Origin of the sequence: Bradyrhizobium stylosanthis (genome assembly GCF_001641335.1) — a bacterium.
Classification (GTDB): domain Bacteria; phylum Pseudomonadota; class Alphaproteobacteria; order Rhizobiales; family Xanthobacteraceae; genus Bradyrhizobium; species Bradyrhizobium stylosanthis.
Window position 1 is genome coordinate 59,707 of sequence record NZ_LVEM01000001.1, and the last position, 13,970, is coordinate 73,676.

22 protein-coding genes are annotated in these 13,970 nt (G+C 63.6%); 12 read left to right on the top strand and 10 right to left on the bottom strand.

The window, feature by feature from the left end:
* Positions 1-125: 125 nt before the first annotated feature.
* Positions 126-1,562 (bottom strand): cytochrome c oxidase accessory protein CcoG, encoded by a 1,437-nt coding sequence (gene ccoG / locus A7X65_RS00305; RefSeq protein ID WP_063682394.1) that lies wholly within the window; start codon positions 1,560-1,562, stop codon positions 126-128.
* A gap of 31 nt (positions 1,563-1,593) precedes the next feature.
* Positions 1,594-1,914: an ArsR/SmtB family transcription factor gene (locus tag A7X65_RS00310; protein WP_063682395.1), complete on the bottom strand. Its 321-nt coding sequence runs from the start codon at positions 1,912-1,914 to the stop codon at positions 1,594-1,596.
* Between the two features lie 93 nt (positions 1,915-2,007).
* Here A7X65_RS00310 and A7X65_RS00315 point away from each other — a divergent pair, with 93 nt between their 5' ends.
* Genes A7X65_RS00315 through A7X65_RS00325 form a run of 3 tightly spaced genes read left to right on the top strand, consistent with a single transcriptional unit; the run spans position 2,008 to position 3,287 of the window.
* On the top strand, positions 2,008-2,436 hold the full coding sequence (locus tag A7X65_RS00315) for a YeeE/YedE family protein (protein ID WP_063682396.1): 429 nt from the start codon (positions 2,008-2,010) through the stop codon (positions 2,434-2,436).
* 5 nt (positions 2,437-2,441) lie between these two features.
* Entirely contained in the window at positions 2,442-2,909 is a 468-nt protein-coding gene (locus A7X65_RS00320; RefSeq protein WP_063682397.1) for a DUF6691 family protein, read from the top strand.
* Positions 2,910-2,930: 21 nt separating this feature from the next.
* Entirely contained in the window at positions 2,931-3,287 is a 357-nt protein-coding gene (locus tag A7X65_RS00325) for a carboxymuconolactone decarboxylase family protein (RefSeq protein WP_063682398.1), read from the top strand.
* Between the two features lie 73 nt (positions 3,288-3,360).
* Here the strand turns inward: A7X65_RS00325 and A7X65_RS00330 are convergent, their stop codons facing one another.
* Positions 3,361-3,696, bottom strand: a complete 336-nt coding sequence (locus tag A7X65_RS00330; protein ID WP_063682399.1) for a hypothetical protein — start codon at positions 3,694-3,696, stop codon at positions 3,361-3,363.
* 111 nt (positions 3,697-3,807) lie between these two features.
* On the bottom strand, positions 3,808-4,212 hold the full coding sequence (locus tag A7X65_RS00335) for a hypothetical protein (RefSeq protein ID WP_063682400.1): 405 nt from the start codon (positions 4,210-4,212) through the stop codon (positions 3,808-3,810).
* Positions 4,213-4,364: 152 nt separating this feature from the next.
* Here A7X65_RS00335 and A7X65_RS00340 point away from each other — a divergent pair, with 152 nt between their 5' ends.
* On the top strand, positions 4,365-4,607 hold the full coding sequence (locus tag A7X65_RS00340) for a hypothetical protein (protein WP_063682401.1): 243 nt from the start codon (positions 4,365-4,367) through the stop codon (positions 4,605-4,607).
* Positions 4,608-4,900: 293 nt separating this feature from the next.
* Here A7X65_RS00340 and A7X65_RS00345 read toward each other — a convergent pair whose 3' ends face one another.
* Entirely contained in the window at positions 4,901-5,143 is a 243-nt protein-coding gene (locus A7X65_RS00345) for a PilZ domain-containing protein (RefSeq protein WP_063684714.1), read from the bottom strand.
* 180 nt (positions 5,144-5,323) lie between these two features.
* Here A7X65_RS00345 and A7X65_RS00350 point away from each other — a divergent pair, with 180 nt between their 5' ends.
* Positions 5,324-5,617, top strand: coding sequence for an HdeA family protein (locus tag A7X65_RS00350; protein WP_014494092.1), 294 nt, complete (start codon positions 5,324-5,326; stop codon positions 5,615-5,617).
* 126 nt (positions 5,618-5,743) lie between these two features.
* On the opposite strand, the gene A7X65_RS00355 is transcribed toward A7X65_RS00350, so the two are convergent.
* Complete coding sequence (locus tag A7X65_RS00355) at positions 5,744-6,208, bottom strand: PaaI family thioesterase (RefSeq protein WP_063682402.1); 465 nt, start codon at positions 6,206-6,208, stop codon at positions 5,744-5,746.
* A gap of 357 nt (positions 6,209-6,565) precedes the next feature.
* Between A7X65_RS00355 and A7X65_RS00360 the strand changes: the two genes are divergently transcribed.
* Complete coding sequence (locus tag A7X65_RS00360) at positions 6,566-6,865, top strand: hypothetical protein (protein ID WP_063682403.1); 300 nt, start codon at positions 6,566-6,568, stop codon at positions 6,863-6,865.
* A gap of 98 nt (positions 6,866-6,963) precedes the next feature.
* Positions 6,964-7,218 carry a hypothetical protein gene (locus A7X65_RS00365; protein WP_063682404.1) on the top strand — a complete coding sequence of 85 codons (255 nt, stop codon included), beginning with the start codon at positions 6,964-6,966 and terminating at the stop codon, positions 7,216-7,218.
* Between the two features lie 11 nt (positions 7,219-7,229).
* On the opposite strand, the gene A7X65_RS00370 is transcribed toward A7X65_RS00365, so the two are convergent.
* Together A7X65_RS00370 and A7X65_RS00375 are read right to left on the bottom strand one after the other, a co-directional pair.
* Positions 7,230-7,463 (bottom strand): DUF6894 family protein, encoded by a 234-nt coding sequence (locus tag A7X65_RS00370; RefSeq protein ID WP_063682405.1) that lies wholly within the window; start codon positions 7,461-7,463, stop codon positions 7,230-7,232.
* A 175-nt stretch (positions 7,464-7,638) separates the two neighbouring features.
* Positions 7,639-7,827: a hypothetical protein gene (locus A7X65_RS00375; RefSeq protein ID WP_063684715.1), complete on the bottom strand. Its 189-nt coding sequence runs from the start codon at positions 7,825-7,827 to the stop codon at positions 7,639-7,641.
* A 311-nt stretch (positions 7,828-8,138) separates the two neighbouring features.
* Here A7X65_RS00375 and A7X65_RS00380 point away from each other — a divergent pair, with 311 nt between their 5' ends.
* The gene (locus A7X65_RS00380) at positions 8,139-8,378 is read left to right on the top strand and encodes a DUF2798 domain-containing protein (protein WP_063682406.1); all 240 of its coding nucleotides are present in this window, start codon (positions 8,139-8,141) and stop codon (positions 8,376-8,378) included.
* A gap of 765 nt (positions 8,379-9,143) precedes the next feature.
* On the opposite strand, the gene A7X65_RS41370 is transcribed toward A7X65_RS00380, so the two are convergent.
* Positions 9,144-9,311 (bottom strand): hypothetical protein, encoded by a 168-nt coding sequence (locus A7X65_RS41370; protein ID WP_063682407.1) that lies wholly within the window; start codon positions 9,309-9,311, stop codon positions 9,144-9,146.
* A 207-nt stretch (positions 9,312-9,518) separates the two neighbouring features.
* On the opposite strand from A7X65_RS41370, the gene A7X65_RS00390 reads away from it, so the two are divergent.
* A complete protein-coding gene (locus A7X65_RS00390) occupies positions 9,519-9,893 on the top strand; it encodes a DUF7677 family protein (protein WP_063682408.1) in 375 nt (124 codons plus the stop codon).
* 124 nt (positions 9,894-10,017) lie between these two features.
* Positions 10,018-10,191 carry a hypothetical protein gene (locus tag A7X65_RS41375; protein ID WP_156527568.1) on the top strand — a complete coding sequence of 58 codons (174 nt, stop codon included), beginning with the start codon at positions 10,018-10,020 and terminating at the stop codon, positions 10,189-10,191.
* A gap of 864 nt (positions 10,192-11,055) precedes the next feature.
* On the opposite strand, the gene A7X65_RS41380 is transcribed toward A7X65_RS41375, so the two are convergent.
* Positions 11,056-11,202: a hypothetical protein gene (locus A7X65_RS41380; RefSeq protein WP_156527569.1), complete on the bottom strand. Its 147-nt coding sequence runs from the start codon at positions 11,200-11,202 to the stop codon at positions 11,056-11,058.
* A 435-nt stretch (positions 11,203-11,637) separates the two neighbouring features.
* Here A7X65_RS41380 and recA point away from each other — a divergent pair, with 435 nt between their 5' ends.
* A complete protein-coding gene (recA, locus tag A7X65_RS00395; protein WP_063682409.1) occupies positions 11,638-12,726 on the top strand; it encodes a recombinase RecA in 1,089 nt (362 codons plus the stop codon).
* Positions 12,727-12,837: 111 nt separating this feature from the next.
* Entirely contained in the window at positions 12,838-13,842 is a 1,005-nt protein-coding gene (locus A7X65_RS00400) for a hypothetical protein (RefSeq protein WP_063682410.1), read from the top strand.
* The last annotated feature ends 128 nt before the right edge of the window (positions 13,843-13,970 follow it).

The window sequence follows — 13,970 nt, forward strand, 5'->3', positions numbered from 1 at the left end:
GAGGCCATGCTTAGCGCAAAGATTGGAAAATACCGTTGGGACGCGGCTTCAATTCGAGTGGTAGTGTTAACACTTCATTCAGCAGCCGAGCCGCGGCCGCGTGCGGCTGCTCAGTGGGATGGTGACTAGTCTCCCGGCACGAAATGATCGCGGGTGCTGGCGCGATCGCCGCCGGCCGTATCGGTGATGGCGATATCGACGTCGCGGGAGGTCTTCGGCAGGTCAGCCGGGCCGACCTGCACCGAGAGCCGGACCTCCCGCGTCTGATCCTGCCCGACCTCGATGACCGGCTTGCCGCCGGGGCTGGCCTCGATCCCGGCGACACGAATGACCGCACCCGGCAGACCGGAGACCTCGAGCGCAAACGATCGCTGGGCGCCCTTGTTGAGGATGCGCACAGTGTAGTCGTTGCGCACCCCGCCATCCGAGAGCTGGACGAAGAGGGGATTGCGCTCGTGCAGCACGTTGACGTCCATCGTCGCGCGGGTGGCCAGGGTGTAGAGCATGATGCTGCCGACGATGGCGATGGCCGCGACATAGATCAGCGTGCGTGGACGGATGATGCGGTAGATCGGTGCCTTGCCCTCGCGCCGGCGCTGCATGTTGATGTCGGTGTCGTAGCCGATCAGGCCCTTGGGTCGGCCGATCTCGCGCATGACGTTGTCGCAGGCGTCGATGCATAAGCCGCACTGAATGCAGCCGAGCTGGATTCCGTGGCGGATGTCGACGCCGGTCGGGCAGACATTGATGCACTGGTGGCAGTCGACGCAATCACCGGCGAGCTCGCCGTGGGCGCGAGCGGCGTCCGCCTTCTTCACTGACATGCGCGGCTCGCCGCGGTCGCGACGATAGGTGACATTGAGCGCCCATTCGTCGGTCAGCGCCGCCTGGATGCGCGGCCAGGGGCAAATGTAGATGCAGGTCTGCTCGCGGGCGTGGCCGGCGAAGAGGTACGTCGTCGCGGTCAGGATGCCGATCCACAAGTAAGCGATGAATGGCGCCTGAAGGGTGGCGAGCTCCTTCACCAGCGTTGGTGCGTCGGCGAAATACAGGACCCATGCGCCGCCGGTCCACCAGGCGATCATGATCCAGATAAAGTGCTTCAGCGCGACCTTCCGGATATGCTCGAAGGTCCAGTAGCGCTTGTCGCCCTGCATGCGCTCGCGCCGGTCGCCCTCGACCCAGCGCTCGACCGCGTAGAACAGGTCCGTCCACACCGTCTGCGGGCACATGTAGCCGCACCAGAGCCGGCCGGCGACCGCGTTCATCAGGAACAGCGTCATCGCTGCGATAATGAGGAGGCCGGTAAAATAATAGACTTCCTGCGGCCACAGCTCGACGAAAAAGAAATAGAAGCGGCGATGCGGAAGATCGATCAGAACGGCCTGATCGGGCAGGCCGGTTCCGCGATGCCAGCGCAAGAACGGCAACAGATAATAGGTCCCCAGCGTGATGCAGAGGATTGCCCATTTGATGCGGCGGAACGGACCGTGCACCGACTGCGGATAGACCTTTCGGCGCTTCTCGTAGAGAGGCCCCTCAATGAAGGTGTTGTCGGTCATCCCGCGCGTCCCCGTTTGCGTCGGCGAATTCCTATTCCGGTGCGCAGAAGAGGCGGTACAAGGTCTCCAGCACCGAACGGACCTCGCGGCTCGCGATGCTGTAGTATATGGTCTGGCCGTCCCGCCGGGGTTTGATCAGGCTCAATGCGCGCATCTTTCCAAGATGCTGCGATAGCGCGGCCGACGACAGGCCGGCGATGTCGGCGAGTTCGCCGACGGACTTTTCGCCGTCCAGCATGTTGCAGAGAACCAACAACCGCTTGGGATTGCCCATGGCGGTGAGGAGGCGGGAGGCCTCTTCGGCCTTCTCCTCCAGAGCGAGCAGTTCCTGATTCCTGGGCTTGCGCTTCATGATCGCCAGATATATTAGTAAATTCGAAAATAAGAAACAACTGAAGTAAATATATATCGCGCCCCGAAGGGTGCTCCCGGCCAGGAGAGGCTCATGGTCACGACATCATTTACGCCGGTCACGTCGCTCGTTGGCGGCGCGATGATCGGCCTCGCCGCCGTTCTGCTGATGTGGGCGACGGGGCGGATTGCCGGCGTCAGCGGCATCGCGGTGCGGCTCTTTCCGCCCTATGAGGACCGCGAATTCGCCGGACGCCTCGCCTTCGTCGCCGGTCTCGTCGTCGCGCCCGTGCTGGTGTGGCTCGTCACAGGAAGCCTGCCGACGCAGACGATCGCCGCGGGGCCGGCCGTCCTGATCATCGGTGGATTGCTCACGGGTTTCGGGTCGGTGTGGGGCAGTGGCTGCACCTCCGGCCACGGCGTTTGCGGCTTGTCGCGGCTGTCGGTGCGCTCGCTGGTCGCGACGATGACCTTCATGGCAGCCGGCATGGCGACCGTCTTCGTGATGCGGCACTGGAGCTGACGGCGATGGCAATCCTCGTTCAATTCGCGATCGGCCTGATCTTCGGCATGGGCCTCATCGTCTCGGGCATGTCGAATCCGGCCAAGGTGCTGAACTTCCTGGACGTCGGCGGCATTCCGGCAGGGACATGGGATGCGAGCCTCGCCTTCGTGATGGCGGGCGCGGTGGCCGTGACCTTCATCGGCTTCCGCCGCGTGCTGAAGCTGGCGCGCCCGTTCTTCGCCGATCGATTCTATCTGCCGACGCGACGAGATATCGATCCCAGGATCGTCACAGGTCCCGCGATCTTCGGTATCGGTTGGGGACTGGCGGGCTTCTGTCCGGGCCCGGCGCTGACCGCGCTCGGATACGGCTCGGTCTCCGCGTTCATTTTCGTTGCAGCGATGTGTGCCGGCATGCTGCTCGCCCGCTTCACCGCCCACCTGCCGTCATTGACGCGCTTCGTCGCGCCGGCCGATCCGCTCGAAACCTGAGGGCACAATAGAGAGTAAGTCATGGACAAGAACTATCCCGAGATCGTCAGGCAGATCTCCGCCAATCTGAAGAAGTTGCGGGGCGACATTCCCGACACCATGAAGGGATTTGCCCTGCTTGCCCAGGCCGCGACGCGCGACGGCGCGCTGGACAAGAAGACCAAGGAGCTGATCGCGCTGGCGCTCGGGGTCGCCTCGCATTGCGACGGCTGCATCGGCTTTCACACCGAGGCGCTCGTCAAGCTCGGCGCAACGCGCGAGGAGGTCGAGGAGACTCTCGGCATGGCCGTCTACATGGGAGGCGGGCCGTCGCTGATGTACGCCGCCGATGCAATCGCGGCCTACGAGCAGTTTCAGCAGCAATCCGTCGCCGCCTGATTCCGTTCCGGGCACAAAAAAGCGGGATCGGGCGAGTTGTCTCGCCCGGTCCCGCCAATCAGTGCTTCATCGCTTACCAGCGGTCGTCGCCGACGCCCACGCCGACGCTGACGCCGGGCGCGCGGATGCCGACGCCGGCGCGCGGGCCGTCATCCCAGTCGCGGTGATAGGTGCGGCGCTCGTAGTAGCGCTCGCGCGGCATGTAGTTATAGGAATCGCGCACGATGACACGGGCGCCGCCTCGCGTGCGGTAGCAGCGGCCGGCGTCGTCGCAGACCAGCCGCACCTGCTGGACGAAATCCGGATTGGTGTATTCGCTGCTTGTGTAGATATCCGAAGCCTTCGCACCCGATGTGGCTGCCAAAGCTCCAACGCCCGCCAACAGCGCAATCGTCAACGTCCTCATCATGTCCTCCTCCGAAACTGCCCTCGGCGGTAACAAGAAGAGGAGGCGGTGATCGTTCCCGCATGCAATGCTGGTTTTTCCCGGAACCGGACCTTCGTGAGCGGCGGTTTGTTCCTAGATCGGCTCGTAGGTCTCGCTGCTGCAGGTGTCGACGGCTTCCGCGCGCCGGCGATCCACGACCTTCCCGCCGTTGATCGTCACGATATAGGTCTGCGGGCCGAGCGCCCCGCCGGTCGCGGAGGTGAGCTGCGCGCGAACGCAGGCGGTCCAGCCCGGTCCTCGCGGCTCGTGACGGGGCGGGGCCACGTGCACCTCGCGCGGGTTCGACGTGGTGAGGAACACCAGGTCCATCTGCTCACGCACCACGCGCTTGACGTCGGGCGGCGGCTCCGGCGGAGGCTGCTCGACTTCCTTGATGCGCATGAATTCGGGCACCGGCGCGCGGCTGTCGGCAAAGCCGCAGGCACCGAGCGCGAGCGCGCCGGCCAGCAGCGCCGCATGGGCAATGATCCGCAACATCCGTGAAGGTCCCCTGCGGGCCAACAAATAGGTACGAATGCGGTCCGACGAAGCCCCGGCCGATCAAGATTTGCTGAAAGGCCCGGAACCGGTGGCATTGCTATTATGGGATTGCGGGCTAGTTTGTACCCCAGGCGAGGGGGATTGCACGAATGAAGATCTTGGTCATAGCGGCTGCGGTGCTGGCTCTGGCGTGCGGCTCGGCCGAGGCGCAGGGGCGGCGTTCTCCCAATGACACCGGCGCCAAGCCGGCGGACAACAAGCCCAAGGTCGACGAGAAGGCCTACAAGGCCGCGCTCGAGCGCATACCCGAGCCCAAGGAAAAGTACGATCCGTGGGGCGGGGCCCGCCCGGCCGAGCCTGCCAAGAACGAGCCTGCCAAGAAACCGAAATGATGTGACGGCTCGCGCGCGCGCCCGCCACGCGGGTTGCGGCCACGCGCGTCACGCTCCTTCCGACACGCAATGTACGCCGTGCCTTCGCACAGCCGGAACGTCAACGCGCCGTTTCGGCGCGCCGTCGCATCTGTGGTCGCACATGGTCGATTGTCCGAACGCGCGCGCGTCAGCGTCGCGTCTCGCGGTCATCGCGCGCGCGATCGCAGTCTCGGCAAGAGACGCCGTCGTCGTATCACGCAGACATAACCGTGTTGTGGATGCGATACGAACCGTCGTTCACATGCGACGCGCTATTGCACGAAAGCGAGACCGACGCGTCTGTCGTCGCGCCAAACGGGACGGCAATTCCGCACGAAATTGTCGCGCGCGATCGAGAGTGTGAATGATTGCGGCAGCGTGACAGCCGCATCGAGGTCGATCGCGGCGCCGCCTTCAGACATATTTCGCACGGTGCACGCGATTCCACTGTTTTCATAGGTGATCGTCCCACCCTTGAAAACACGGTGACGCTGCGTTGTCCGCTTCTCGATCATCCGCATTAATCCATAATGACAATTGTGAAGTAGTGCATAGAAATTGCGTTGATCTAAATTCAATACTGGCGCTACTTGTGCACCGCTTCAGACTTCGTTTACGACGTTTGAGCGGCGACTCCCTGCCGACTTTCCCGACAAGCCTTTCCTTTATGGCGTTACGCGCCGATGGAGATTCCGATGAAGACCACGCTTTCGCTTCTGTTCGCCGCAGCGCTCTCGCTGTCGTCGATGCCCGCTCACGCCGTCAAGTGGGACCTCTCGACCATGACCTGCAAGCAATTCCTCGAGAGCGGTGAAGACAACATCGCCGTCGTGCTGACCTGGATGGACGGCTGGTACAAGGGCGACGAAGACAACGCGATCATCGACACCGAAGTGTTCATCGAGAACGCCAAGAAGTTCGGCGCCTATTGCGGAAAGAATCCGACGGTCAGCGTCGTCACCGCGGCCGACGAGATTCTCGGCAAGTAACGCCCGCGAAGCGTGCCGGCCGAAGCGCGATCGCAATTGCGCTTCGGTCCCTCGCTTCGATGCCAACCTGATGGAGAGCCGCGGAGCGATTGGCGCTGACGCGGCTCTCTTCGTTCTTGGATGTGGTCAGCCCGGCAGCATCGCGAACGCGCTCGACACCATCGCGACCGGCTTGTTGTCGGCAGCCGAGAGCAGGGTGACGCGGCCAAAGCTCATGGTGCGTCCGAGCCGCACCACCCGGGCATCCGCAAGCACGTCCGACGAGGACGCCGCGCGCATGAAATGCGTGGTCTGGTCGACCGTCGTCATCGGGCGATAGCCGCGATTGGCGGCGAGGATCGCGATCACCATTGCGGTGTCGGCGAGGGCCATCAGCGCTTGGCCGCAGACCACTCCGCCGCTGCGGCACAGCCGCTCCGAAAACGCCATGCGCAGCAGCGCGCCCGGCTGCCAGTCCGGGTCTTCCGGGGGCGGCGTATGCTCGATGCGCTCGACCGAGAGGTTGAGATCCTGGACCCAGGGCGCGAAGACCTCGCCGAGGATGCGTCTGGCATCGGTGATGCCGAACTCGGCTTCTGGCTGCGATGGCATTGCTGTCGTGTCCCCCATTGTTGCCGGATGTTTCGGCCATTCTGCGCGCATCGGCGCGGCAAAGTCACCCGGCAGGTCGCGGTCCTGTCGGCTTGAAAATGCCTGACTTGGCCCGATATGATGCCTTGGTTGGGTACGGGTGGGCGATGTTGCGTCGGTATGTCCTCGTCTTTTGTCTGGTGGCGCTCGGTCTTGCGCTGAACGGGTGCACCAAGTGCGGCCCGATCTGGGACGACTGGCTGCGCGCGCCGAAATCGTGCCGATCGTAGCGGATCTTGCGGCCCCCATCGGCGGCCGCGCCGGGATGACAAGGCACGGGCGATCCGCGCCCCCCATGAACGATCTGAGGAGTTAAAGATGAAGCTTTTCCGTATGGCGGCGGTGATGCTGGCCGTGTTGGCTGGACCGGCCTACGCGCAAATGCCCAATCTCAATTTGCTGCAGGAAGGCCCGGGCAAGACCCCGGAGGAGAAGGCCGCGGAAGCCGAGCGCGAAAAGGCCTACAAGGAAACGCTGAAGAAGATCCCGGACGCCAAGACCTCCAACGATCCCTGGGGCGGCATGCGCTCCGATCCGCCGAAGCAGCAGCCGGTTGCGCCGAAGGCGGCCGCCACCACAGCGCCGAAGAAGACCAAGGCGGGCACGGCCGCCAACTGAGCCCTGCGGCCGGCGGCAGGTGCCGTCCGGCCGGGACTCCTCCTCGCCCCCGTCACGCCCTACATGAAGGGTACGTGTTGCGTAGAGGAGGGGAGGTCATGGCCGATCGTCCGCGGGATCTCGCCGAGCGGATGGCTCAGCGGCGCAAGTCCGGCGGCAAGCCGGCTGCGCGCGTCGGCGACGGCTATCTGCGCGAGACCTTCACGCTGCCGCGCCCGGCGGCGCGGGCAAGGGCCGAGGCGTTCTTCGCCCGCTACCCCAAGGCCGGCTATATGAGCGCGGTCGAGTCCTGGCGCGAGCTGCCCGGCGGCGAGATCGAATTCACGATGCGGCGGCTGCCCAGCGCCGATTAGAGGGTGCGCGCCTAGTCGAGCGTCTCGGCGACGATGCGGATGCGGAAGACCGGCTCCTTGGCCTCGTCGAGCAGTTCCATGTGCCACTCGGAATTTTCCTGGAGCTTGCGGGCGATCCCGGCGGCCATGTCGGCGCAGACGCTGGTCATCTCTTTCCAGGCGGAATCGCGATCGGCGAATTCCGACGCCTGGTCCGCACAGCCGGAATAGCGGCCGTTCCGGATTCGGAAGAAGTAGAGCGGCATGGCTGGCACCGATCGCGTGATGGCCCTGTCCCGAAGACCACGGCGCGCAGTGCAATCCCAAACCTCCGGCAGATCAATTCCGGTCGGATACGGAGGACGCCGGCTGCCGCTGCGGCACGCCCTGGCGTGCTGCGGCGCATCAGGCGCCGTCGCAGCCGATGGCCGCCCCGCCGGTTCAGGCCGTCTTGCGCCCGATGGCCTTCAGCTCCCGGTCGATGCGCAACTGCACCCGCCGGATCGCCAGGAGGTCGATCTTGGTCTCGGTCTTGCCGGACTTGACCTGCTCCCCGATTCGGAACTGCCACTGCCAGACGCCGGGAATTGCCGTCTTGGCGACGGTGAACTCAATGCCCCTGTGATTCATGGTCACCTCCCACGATTCACCTTCCATCACATGCACAACATGTTGGCCGTCGTAATATTCCCGCAGCAAGCGAAATTTGCATCTAACTCGTGGAGAATTCACGGAAATTCTGAAAGCACTCGAAACAACCTGCTGCCGAAAGGCCATGTGGCTCTGGCCGGCGGGGTCCAGGAACTTTGTTCATGGCCGGAGAACCACGGGAAGTGAGTTCAGTCCTTGGGTTGCCGTGGATGGTTGATCCGGATCGGCCTCGGTGCGCGGGACGGCATGTGCCTTGCTTGGCGGCATGACGGTAACCACAAGGGCCTGTCATGTTCGGCATTCCCCGCCGCTACAGTCATTTCGTTTTCGGAATCATCCAGTCCGGACTGACCTCGCTGATCGCCGCGGGCATCGCCAGCTTCCCCGCCGATGGCGCGGTGCTGTTCGTCCGGCACTGGGTGGTGTCGTGGCTGATCGCATGGCTTGCGATGCTGCCCATTGTGCTGCTGGCCGCGCCTGCGATCCGCGCCTTCTCGCTGCGGCTGACGCGGGAGGAGAGCGGCGCATGAAAAAACCCCGCTTGGGGAGAGCCAAGCGGGGAGAAGGTTATTGGAGGCTGAGGTGCTGGGCTGCAACACCATAAGCCAAATGACCCTAACCGCCCGAGCTTACGACAGCCTGACAAGCCGATGAATCGGTGCTGGCTTCGCCGCATGCCCAAAAACAGAAAACCCCGCTCGGGGAGAGCGGGGTCGTCGACTGGGTATGGAGGCCCGGTGTTGGTCCACCGAGCCCAGCGACATTAGGCGAGGAGGCTTACACGCGCCTGACGGCCGCACTGGCCCCGGCGCTGGCGCGAAGCCTCAGACTGGCCCCGCACCGGTCCCAATTTGGCCATCCGATCGCACAACTGGAGCCACAGCCGCAGGCGAGATTCCCTGAAGTCCGGTCGTTGCCATGGGGGAACGTGGCGCGCCGGCGACGGGGTGGCATCATGGATAACGTAGAGCGGTCATTTGCCGCCGCGACGGCGGCTGGCTTCGTGGTGTTGGTCATCGGCCTCGCACTGCTCGCGCTGCTGTAAGGCTGCGCAGGAAGGCCGGGAGACGGGCGCCCTCGTCCGCGCGGGGCGGGTGCGTGCACGGCGAGCGTTGCACGGGGCCCTCGCAAGAAAATGCGAAAACAACCCCATGCACAGTAGGGCTTCGCAGCGAAATCAAGGGCTTGGATTGGGTGTTTGGAGGCCTGACGCTGAGGGGGGCCGAGGGCCCCGAGTCGCGCTCGGCAAGACCCGGTTTCAAGCGGTCAGCGAGGGCCCGGCAGCTCGGACAGGCCTAGTGAATCTTGATCGCGTCCAGCGGCAGCTTGAGTTCGGCCGCGCGCTCCTCGCGGTCCTTCTTGCGGAACTCGTTTTCCCTGCGCTCGAACTTGATCATCTCCTCGAGCGCCGCCTCGAGCTGATGATTGCGCCTGGCTGCATCGTGGTGCGTGTCTTCCGTCATGTCCGAGATTCCCAATGATGTTGCGGTCCACCCCAGAGAAGGCCGCAGCGCATCGAAAAGTTCGATGCCACAGGATTGCGGAATTATGACGGCGCGCAGCGCTTTCGTCTTTGATGCGCATCAGCTTGGTCCGAAGAAGGACGTTGTTGCGCCAGGTCTGCGCAGGTGCAGTACGATGCGATCGCGACGTGAGCTGGGGAGGTGCGGATGGCAGGGCTCGGAAATTCGGTCAGCGGCGCGCTTCGTACGTTCGGCTTCTGGCTGGCGAACGGGACCGTGGGCCATCCTGTTCTGAGCGGGATCGATTATTCGTGCATCTTCCGGGAGCCGTCGGCGCTCGAAGCGGCGATGGCCATCTATGCCAACGTGCTTCGCATCGACGAGTCCGGCCGGGTGCTGAATCCCAGAGCCGCGGAGAGGCGTGCCGCGCAATCGATCCGCGCCTACGTGGATCGAACCTACGTCGTCGATCCGCCATTCGAGGCATGGGAAGTTGCGCTTCACGAGCCGCCGGGGCTGTCTGATATCGATGCCGACGCGGCGACGAGACCAGGCTCGAATCCGGATGGCGCCCGATCATGATATTTCGCAGCATCCAGCGAGCGCGCATGCGGGCGCGGTTCGGCCGGTTCATGGATGAACAGGCGCAGGACGAGCTGATGTCGAAACTGTCTGAATGGGATTGCTTCATCCTGAGGAGAGCCAAATGCCGGACTGGATCCTCGCGTCGATCTGTCTTGCGATCCTCGTCGGCTTTATCGGGTTTGCATTTCGGCAGGGATTGAAGGTGCGGCCGGACCGGGACAACACCGAGACCGGGCCGAGCCTCAACAGCGGCCAGTCGGATCCTGGCGGCTTCGATGGTCATTCCGGAAGCTAGGACGCAGCAGGGGTGATCAGGAAGCTCGCCGCCGGGGCGGCGCTGTCCGTTCCGCTTCAGCGGCGGAATGGACTCACACCGCGCCCGGCCTGGCAACCCTGAGAGGCTGCGGAGAGCGCCGAAGCTCCAGTGCTCTTTAGCGACGACGCGCTCGATTTAATATTTGGAATAGGAACGTTTGGCCGATTGCCAAGTTTTCCCGACGCCCTTTCCCCAAAGGGTACCGCAAGCGGCCCCAGCTCATCGCCCCCCAAAATCCTGCGAGCTGGGGCTTTTTGCTGGCGGCAAAATCCATTCCTTGGCGCGCCCGATCAGGGCATCGGGAAGAGGCCTGATCTCGAGACGGTACGTGGATTCCGGTGCTGTCCTAAAGAGGACCACCCGCGGAAGCAGATTGGGACACCTCACAGCAACGCCGCCCGCTTGAAAAAGCGACGGGCGGCGTTGGTCCAGCCCCGGGAGGGTCATGCAAAATCCCGGCTCCCGTTAGTCAGCACATCCCGTGCCAAGGTTTCATGTCGTATTCCGCGAGGCGCAGATTTTAGGGCACCCAATTAAAACCCGCCCTCTGGTGTTTCGTCTTTGCGGGACGCAGAGGGCGGGCGGCAGGAGCATTACTATGCGTTTGGGCGCCAGAAGGAACGCCCGAATGGAACCTAGCGCAACCGGGAAAAAGTGGCAATTCACTCCTGGGGCGGCAAGCGAAGATTGGTTCCTGTCGCCAGCGGATACGGCGATTGCGGCCAGACGATCTTACCCATTCGCTCATATGTGAGCCCGGCCCAGCCTTCAGATTCCGGTGCTGTCCTGATTAGGACACCCGCGAAGGCGGATTAGGACACTCGCCCCACAATCGAGGCGGCCTTACGGTGCGGCGAAATGAAGGATCACGGCGGCCACAATGCATCCGCCAATGGCGATGGCTGCTCCGTAACGCGGATTTGGCCATGCCCCGCCCGAAATCAGCAGCAGCCCGGCCAATGCAGCAAGCTTGAGGGCGTTCGCGATCATCCCTCCAATATGCGCCCTCCGCCGAATTCGGACACTCACAAACTCGAAATAGGACACCCGGGGTCAAATGCGGACAGCCCTCAAATTCGAGAAGTGTCCTAATCCGCCCTCGCGGGCCCTCCAAAAATTAGCCCCAACTCGACGGGCTGGCGGTGAGCTGAGGCCAAGTTGCTGGGCCGAGCAAGGCTTTCGCTAGCCCAGGCACGCCAGCATGCATTAGGGCCGTCACGCAATGCGAGGGGGCGGCTGGAGTAATTCGAATTTTCCAGAGTGTCCTAATTCCCCTCCACGGGTGTCCTAATTAGGACAGCCCCCAGATTCACAAAAGAACATATTGCGAACCTAGAACAAATGGGGTACATTACTTTTATCGACGACCCGCCGCCGCAACCGTTTGTCCCACACGCGAATCCTCGCCATAAGGAGCACGACCCAATGTCCGCCACTGCCCTGCGTATCGTCGAAGGATCTTCCATGGACAAGAGTAAAGCTCTGGCCGCCGCGCTCTCCCAGATCGAGCGGCAGTTCGGCAAGGGCTCGGTGATGAAGCTCGGCAAGAGCGATCGCTCCATGGACATCGAGGCGGTGTCGTCGGGCTCGCTCGGGCTCGATATCGCGCTCGGCATCGGCGGCCTGCCCAAGGGGCGCATCGTCGAGATCTACGGGCCGGAATCCTCGGGCAAGACCACGCTGGCGCTGCACACGGTGGCGGAAGCCCAGAAGAAGGGCGGCATCTGCGCCTTCATCGACGCCGAGCACGCGCTCGACCCGGTCTATGCCCGCAAGCTCGGCGTCAACATCGACGAGCTCCTGATCTCGCAGCCCGACACGGGCGAGCAAGCGCTGGAAATCTGCGACACGCTGGTGCGCTCGGGCGCGGTGGACGTGCTGGTGGTCGATTCGGTCGCGGCGCTGGTGCCGAAGGCCGAACTCGAGGGCGAGATGGGCGATGCGCTGCCGGGCCTGCAGGCGCGTCTGATGAGCCAGGCGCTGCGCAAGCTGACGGCGTCCATCAACAAGTCCAACACCATGGTGATCTTCATCAACCAGATCCGCATGAAGATCGGTGTGATGTACGGCTCGCCCGAAACCACGACCGGCGGCAACGCGCTGAAATTCTATGCTTCCGTCCGCCTCGACATCCGCCGCATCGGCGCGATCAAGGAGCGCGACGAAGTGGTCGGCAACACCACGCGTGTGAAGGTGGTGAAGAACAAGCTGGCGCCGCCCTTCAAGCAGGTCGAGTTCGACATCATGTACGGCGAAGGCGTCTCGAAGATGGGCGAGATCCTCGATCTCGGCGTCAAGGCCGGCATCGTCGAGAAATCAGGCGCCTGGTTCTCCTATGACAGCCAGCGCCTCGGCCAGGGCCGCGAGAACTCGAAAGCATTCCTGAAGGCCAATCCCGACATCACCGCCAAGATCGAGACCTCGATCCGCCAGAACTCCGGCTTGATCTCCGAGCAGATTCTGGCCGGCACGCCCGAGAGCGACGCCGACGGCGAGGAGCCGGGCGAAGAATAAGACCTAACGCGAAAGTTTTTCGCGAGGAGCGGGCGCTGAGGACGTTGAGTTGCCGACGTCGTCAGTGCCCGTTTCGTTTTGGGCGTGACAGTGGGGTGGGGCGCGCCGACAATGAAGCGTGTGATCCTGACCAGTTCGTCCGGCGTCGGTCTTGCCCACGCCGATCGCGCCGACATGGTCATCCCGTTCATCTATCGCTTCGTTTCGGGGCCACTTCCGACACCTGACCATCTCGACGGCTATCTCGGCTGGCGCGAGTCCAGGACTTTTTACGATGAGATGCACTGGTCGGATTGCGTCCGCGTCCGTCAATCGCCCCTTATCAGGCGCCAGGATCGGGCGGGCGCGTTGCTCTGGGTTTGCGAGGCTTACGGGGTCGATCACATCGAACTGTGGTTCGACCCTGAACCCAATAGTCAATTGCAGTTGATCTGGATTCTCGATTACCTACTGCGTTTCAAGCCGTCACTCGCGGAGAGCCTGAGATTACGACGCGTCGATTTCGATCTGCGCGGAGCAGATCCCTCGGAGCTTCGTCATCGTGACGTGCGGCAGTTCGATATCGCGGAAAGCGATGTTGGAATCGCCAGCATGGCCTGGGAGGCCTACCGCGCCCCGACGCCCGAACTTTGTGCCGGGCTGCTCGACCGGCCGCTCGGCAAGCTGTCTTTTTTGAAGCCGGCCATGGAAGACCTGCTCTCGGAACTGCCGTCGACGGCGACGGGACTGAGCGCGACCGAGACGCGGCTGCTCGACCTGATCGCAAGCGGACGCAATCGCACCGATGAGCTGTTTCGGCCAGGTACCCCTGGGGCTCGCGTGTTCGATCCGTGGGAGTTGGGCGCGCTGCTCGAGGGACTGGCGTTCGGCCCGGCGCCGGCGATTGCGGGTCTGGACAGCAACCTGGCGACGCTCGATCCGAACGATACGCGAGGCCGCAACGCCGCCTTTCGCCGAAGCCGGCTGTCGCTGACCGAGTTTGGCCGGGCCGTTCTGGCAGGCCGCGAGGATTTCCGCCGTCACAATCCGATTCGGCGCTGGTGGGGCGGCACGTTTCTGACGAGCGAGCGGCTCTGGCGGTGGGATCGCGAACGCCGTTCGCTGGTGGCGCCTTAAGTTCAGTGCCGTAGGGTGGGCAAAGGCCTGTAGGATGGGTAGAGCGCAGCGAAACCCATCACTGCGCTCTTCCCGACGACACAGAAGGCGATGGGTTTCGCTGTGCTCTACCCATCCTACGCCGCGGC

Excerpts from the sequence above, each read along its gene's own strand:
- ccoG (WP_063682394.1), bottom strand. The coding sequence starts at position 1,562 with ATGACCGACAACACCTTCATTGAGGGGCCTCTCTACGAGAAGCGCCGA.
- A7X65_RS00310 (WP_063682395.1), bottom strand. The coding sequence starts at position 1,914 with ATGAAGCGCAAGCCCAGGAATCAGGAACTGCTCGCTCTGGAGGAGAAG.
- A7X65_RS00315 (WP_063682396.1), top strand. The coding sequence starts at position 2,008 with ATGGTCACGACATCATTTACGCCGGTCACGTCGCTCGTTGGCGGCGCG.
- A7X65_RS00320 (WP_063682397.1), top strand. The coding sequence starts at position 2,442 with ATGGCAATCCTCGTTCAATTCGCGATCGGCCTGATCTTCGGCATGGGC.
- A7X65_RS00325 (WP_063682398.1), top strand. The coding sequence starts at position 2,931 with ATGGACAAGAACTATCCCGAGATCGTCAGGCAGATCTCCGCCAATCTG.
- A7X65_RS00330 (WP_063682399.1), bottom strand. The coding sequence starts at position 3,696 with ATGATGAGGACGTTGACGATTGCGCTGTTGGCGGGCGTTGGAGCTTTG.
- A7X65_RS00335 (WP_063682400.1), bottom strand. The coding sequence starts at position 4,212 with ATGTTGCGGATCATTGCCCATGCGGCGCTGCTGGCCGGCGCGCTCGCG.
- A7X65_RS00340 (WP_063682401.1), top strand. The coding sequence starts at position 4,365 with ATGAAGATCTTGGTCATAGCGGCTGCGGTGCTGGCTCTGGCGTGCGGC.
- A7X65_RS00345 (WP_063684714.1), bottom strand. The coding sequence starts at position 5,143 with ATGATCGAGAAGCGGACAACGCAGCGTCACCGTGTTTTCAAGGGTGGG.
- A7X65_RS00350 (WP_014494092.1), top strand. The coding sequence starts at position 5,324 with ATGAAGACCACGCTTTCGCTTCTGTTCGCCGCAGCGCTCTCGCTGTCG.
- A7X65_RS00355 (WP_063682402.1), bottom strand. The coding sequence starts at position 6,208 with ATGCCATCGCAGCCAGAAGCCGAGTTCGGCATCACCGATGCCAGACGC.
- A7X65_RS00360 (WP_063682403.1), top strand. The coding sequence starts at position 6,566 with ATGAAGCTTTTCCGTATGGCGGCGGTGATGCTGGCCGTGTTGGCTGGA.
- A7X65_RS00365 (WP_063682404.1), top strand. The coding sequence starts at position 6,964 with ATGGCCGATCGTCCGCGGGATCTCGCCGAGCGGATGGCTCAGCGGCGC.
- A7X65_RS00370 (WP_063682405.1), bottom strand. The coding sequence starts at position 7,463 with ATGCCGCTCTACTTCTTCCGAATCCGGAACGGCCGCTATTCCGGCTGT.
- A7X65_RS00375 (WP_063684715.1), bottom strand. The coding sequence starts at position 7,827 with ATGAATCACAGGGGCATTGAGTTCACCGTCGCCAAGACGGCAATTCCC.
- A7X65_RS00380 (WP_063682406.1), top strand. The coding sequence starts at position 8,139 with ATGTTCGGCATTCCCCGCCGCTACAGTCATTTCGTTTTCGGAATCATC.
- A7X65_RS41370 (WP_063682407.1), bottom strand. The coding sequence starts at position 9,311 with ATGACGGAAGACACGCACCACGATGCAGCCAGGCGCAATCATCAGCTC.
- A7X65_RS00390 (WP_063682408.1), top strand. The coding sequence starts at position 9,519 with ATGGCAGGGCTCGGAAATTCGGTCAGCGGCGCGCTTCGTACGTTCGGC.
- A7X65_RS41375 (WP_156527568.1), top strand. The coding sequence starts at position 10,018 with ATGCCGGACTGGATCCTCGCGTCGATCTGTCTTGCGATCCTCGTCGGC.
- A7X65_RS41380 (WP_156527569.1), bottom strand. The coding sequence starts at position 11,202 with ATGATCGCGAACGCCCTCAAGCTTGCTGCATTGGCCGGGCTGCTGCTG.
- recA (WP_063682409.1), top strand. The coding sequence starts at position 11,638 with ATGTCCGCCACTGCCCTGCGTATCGTCGAAGGATCTTCCATGGACAAG.
- A7X65_RS00400 (WP_063682410.1), top strand. The coding sequence starts at position 12,838 with ATGAAGCGTGTGATCCTGACCAGTTCGTCCGGCGTCGGTCTTGCCCAC.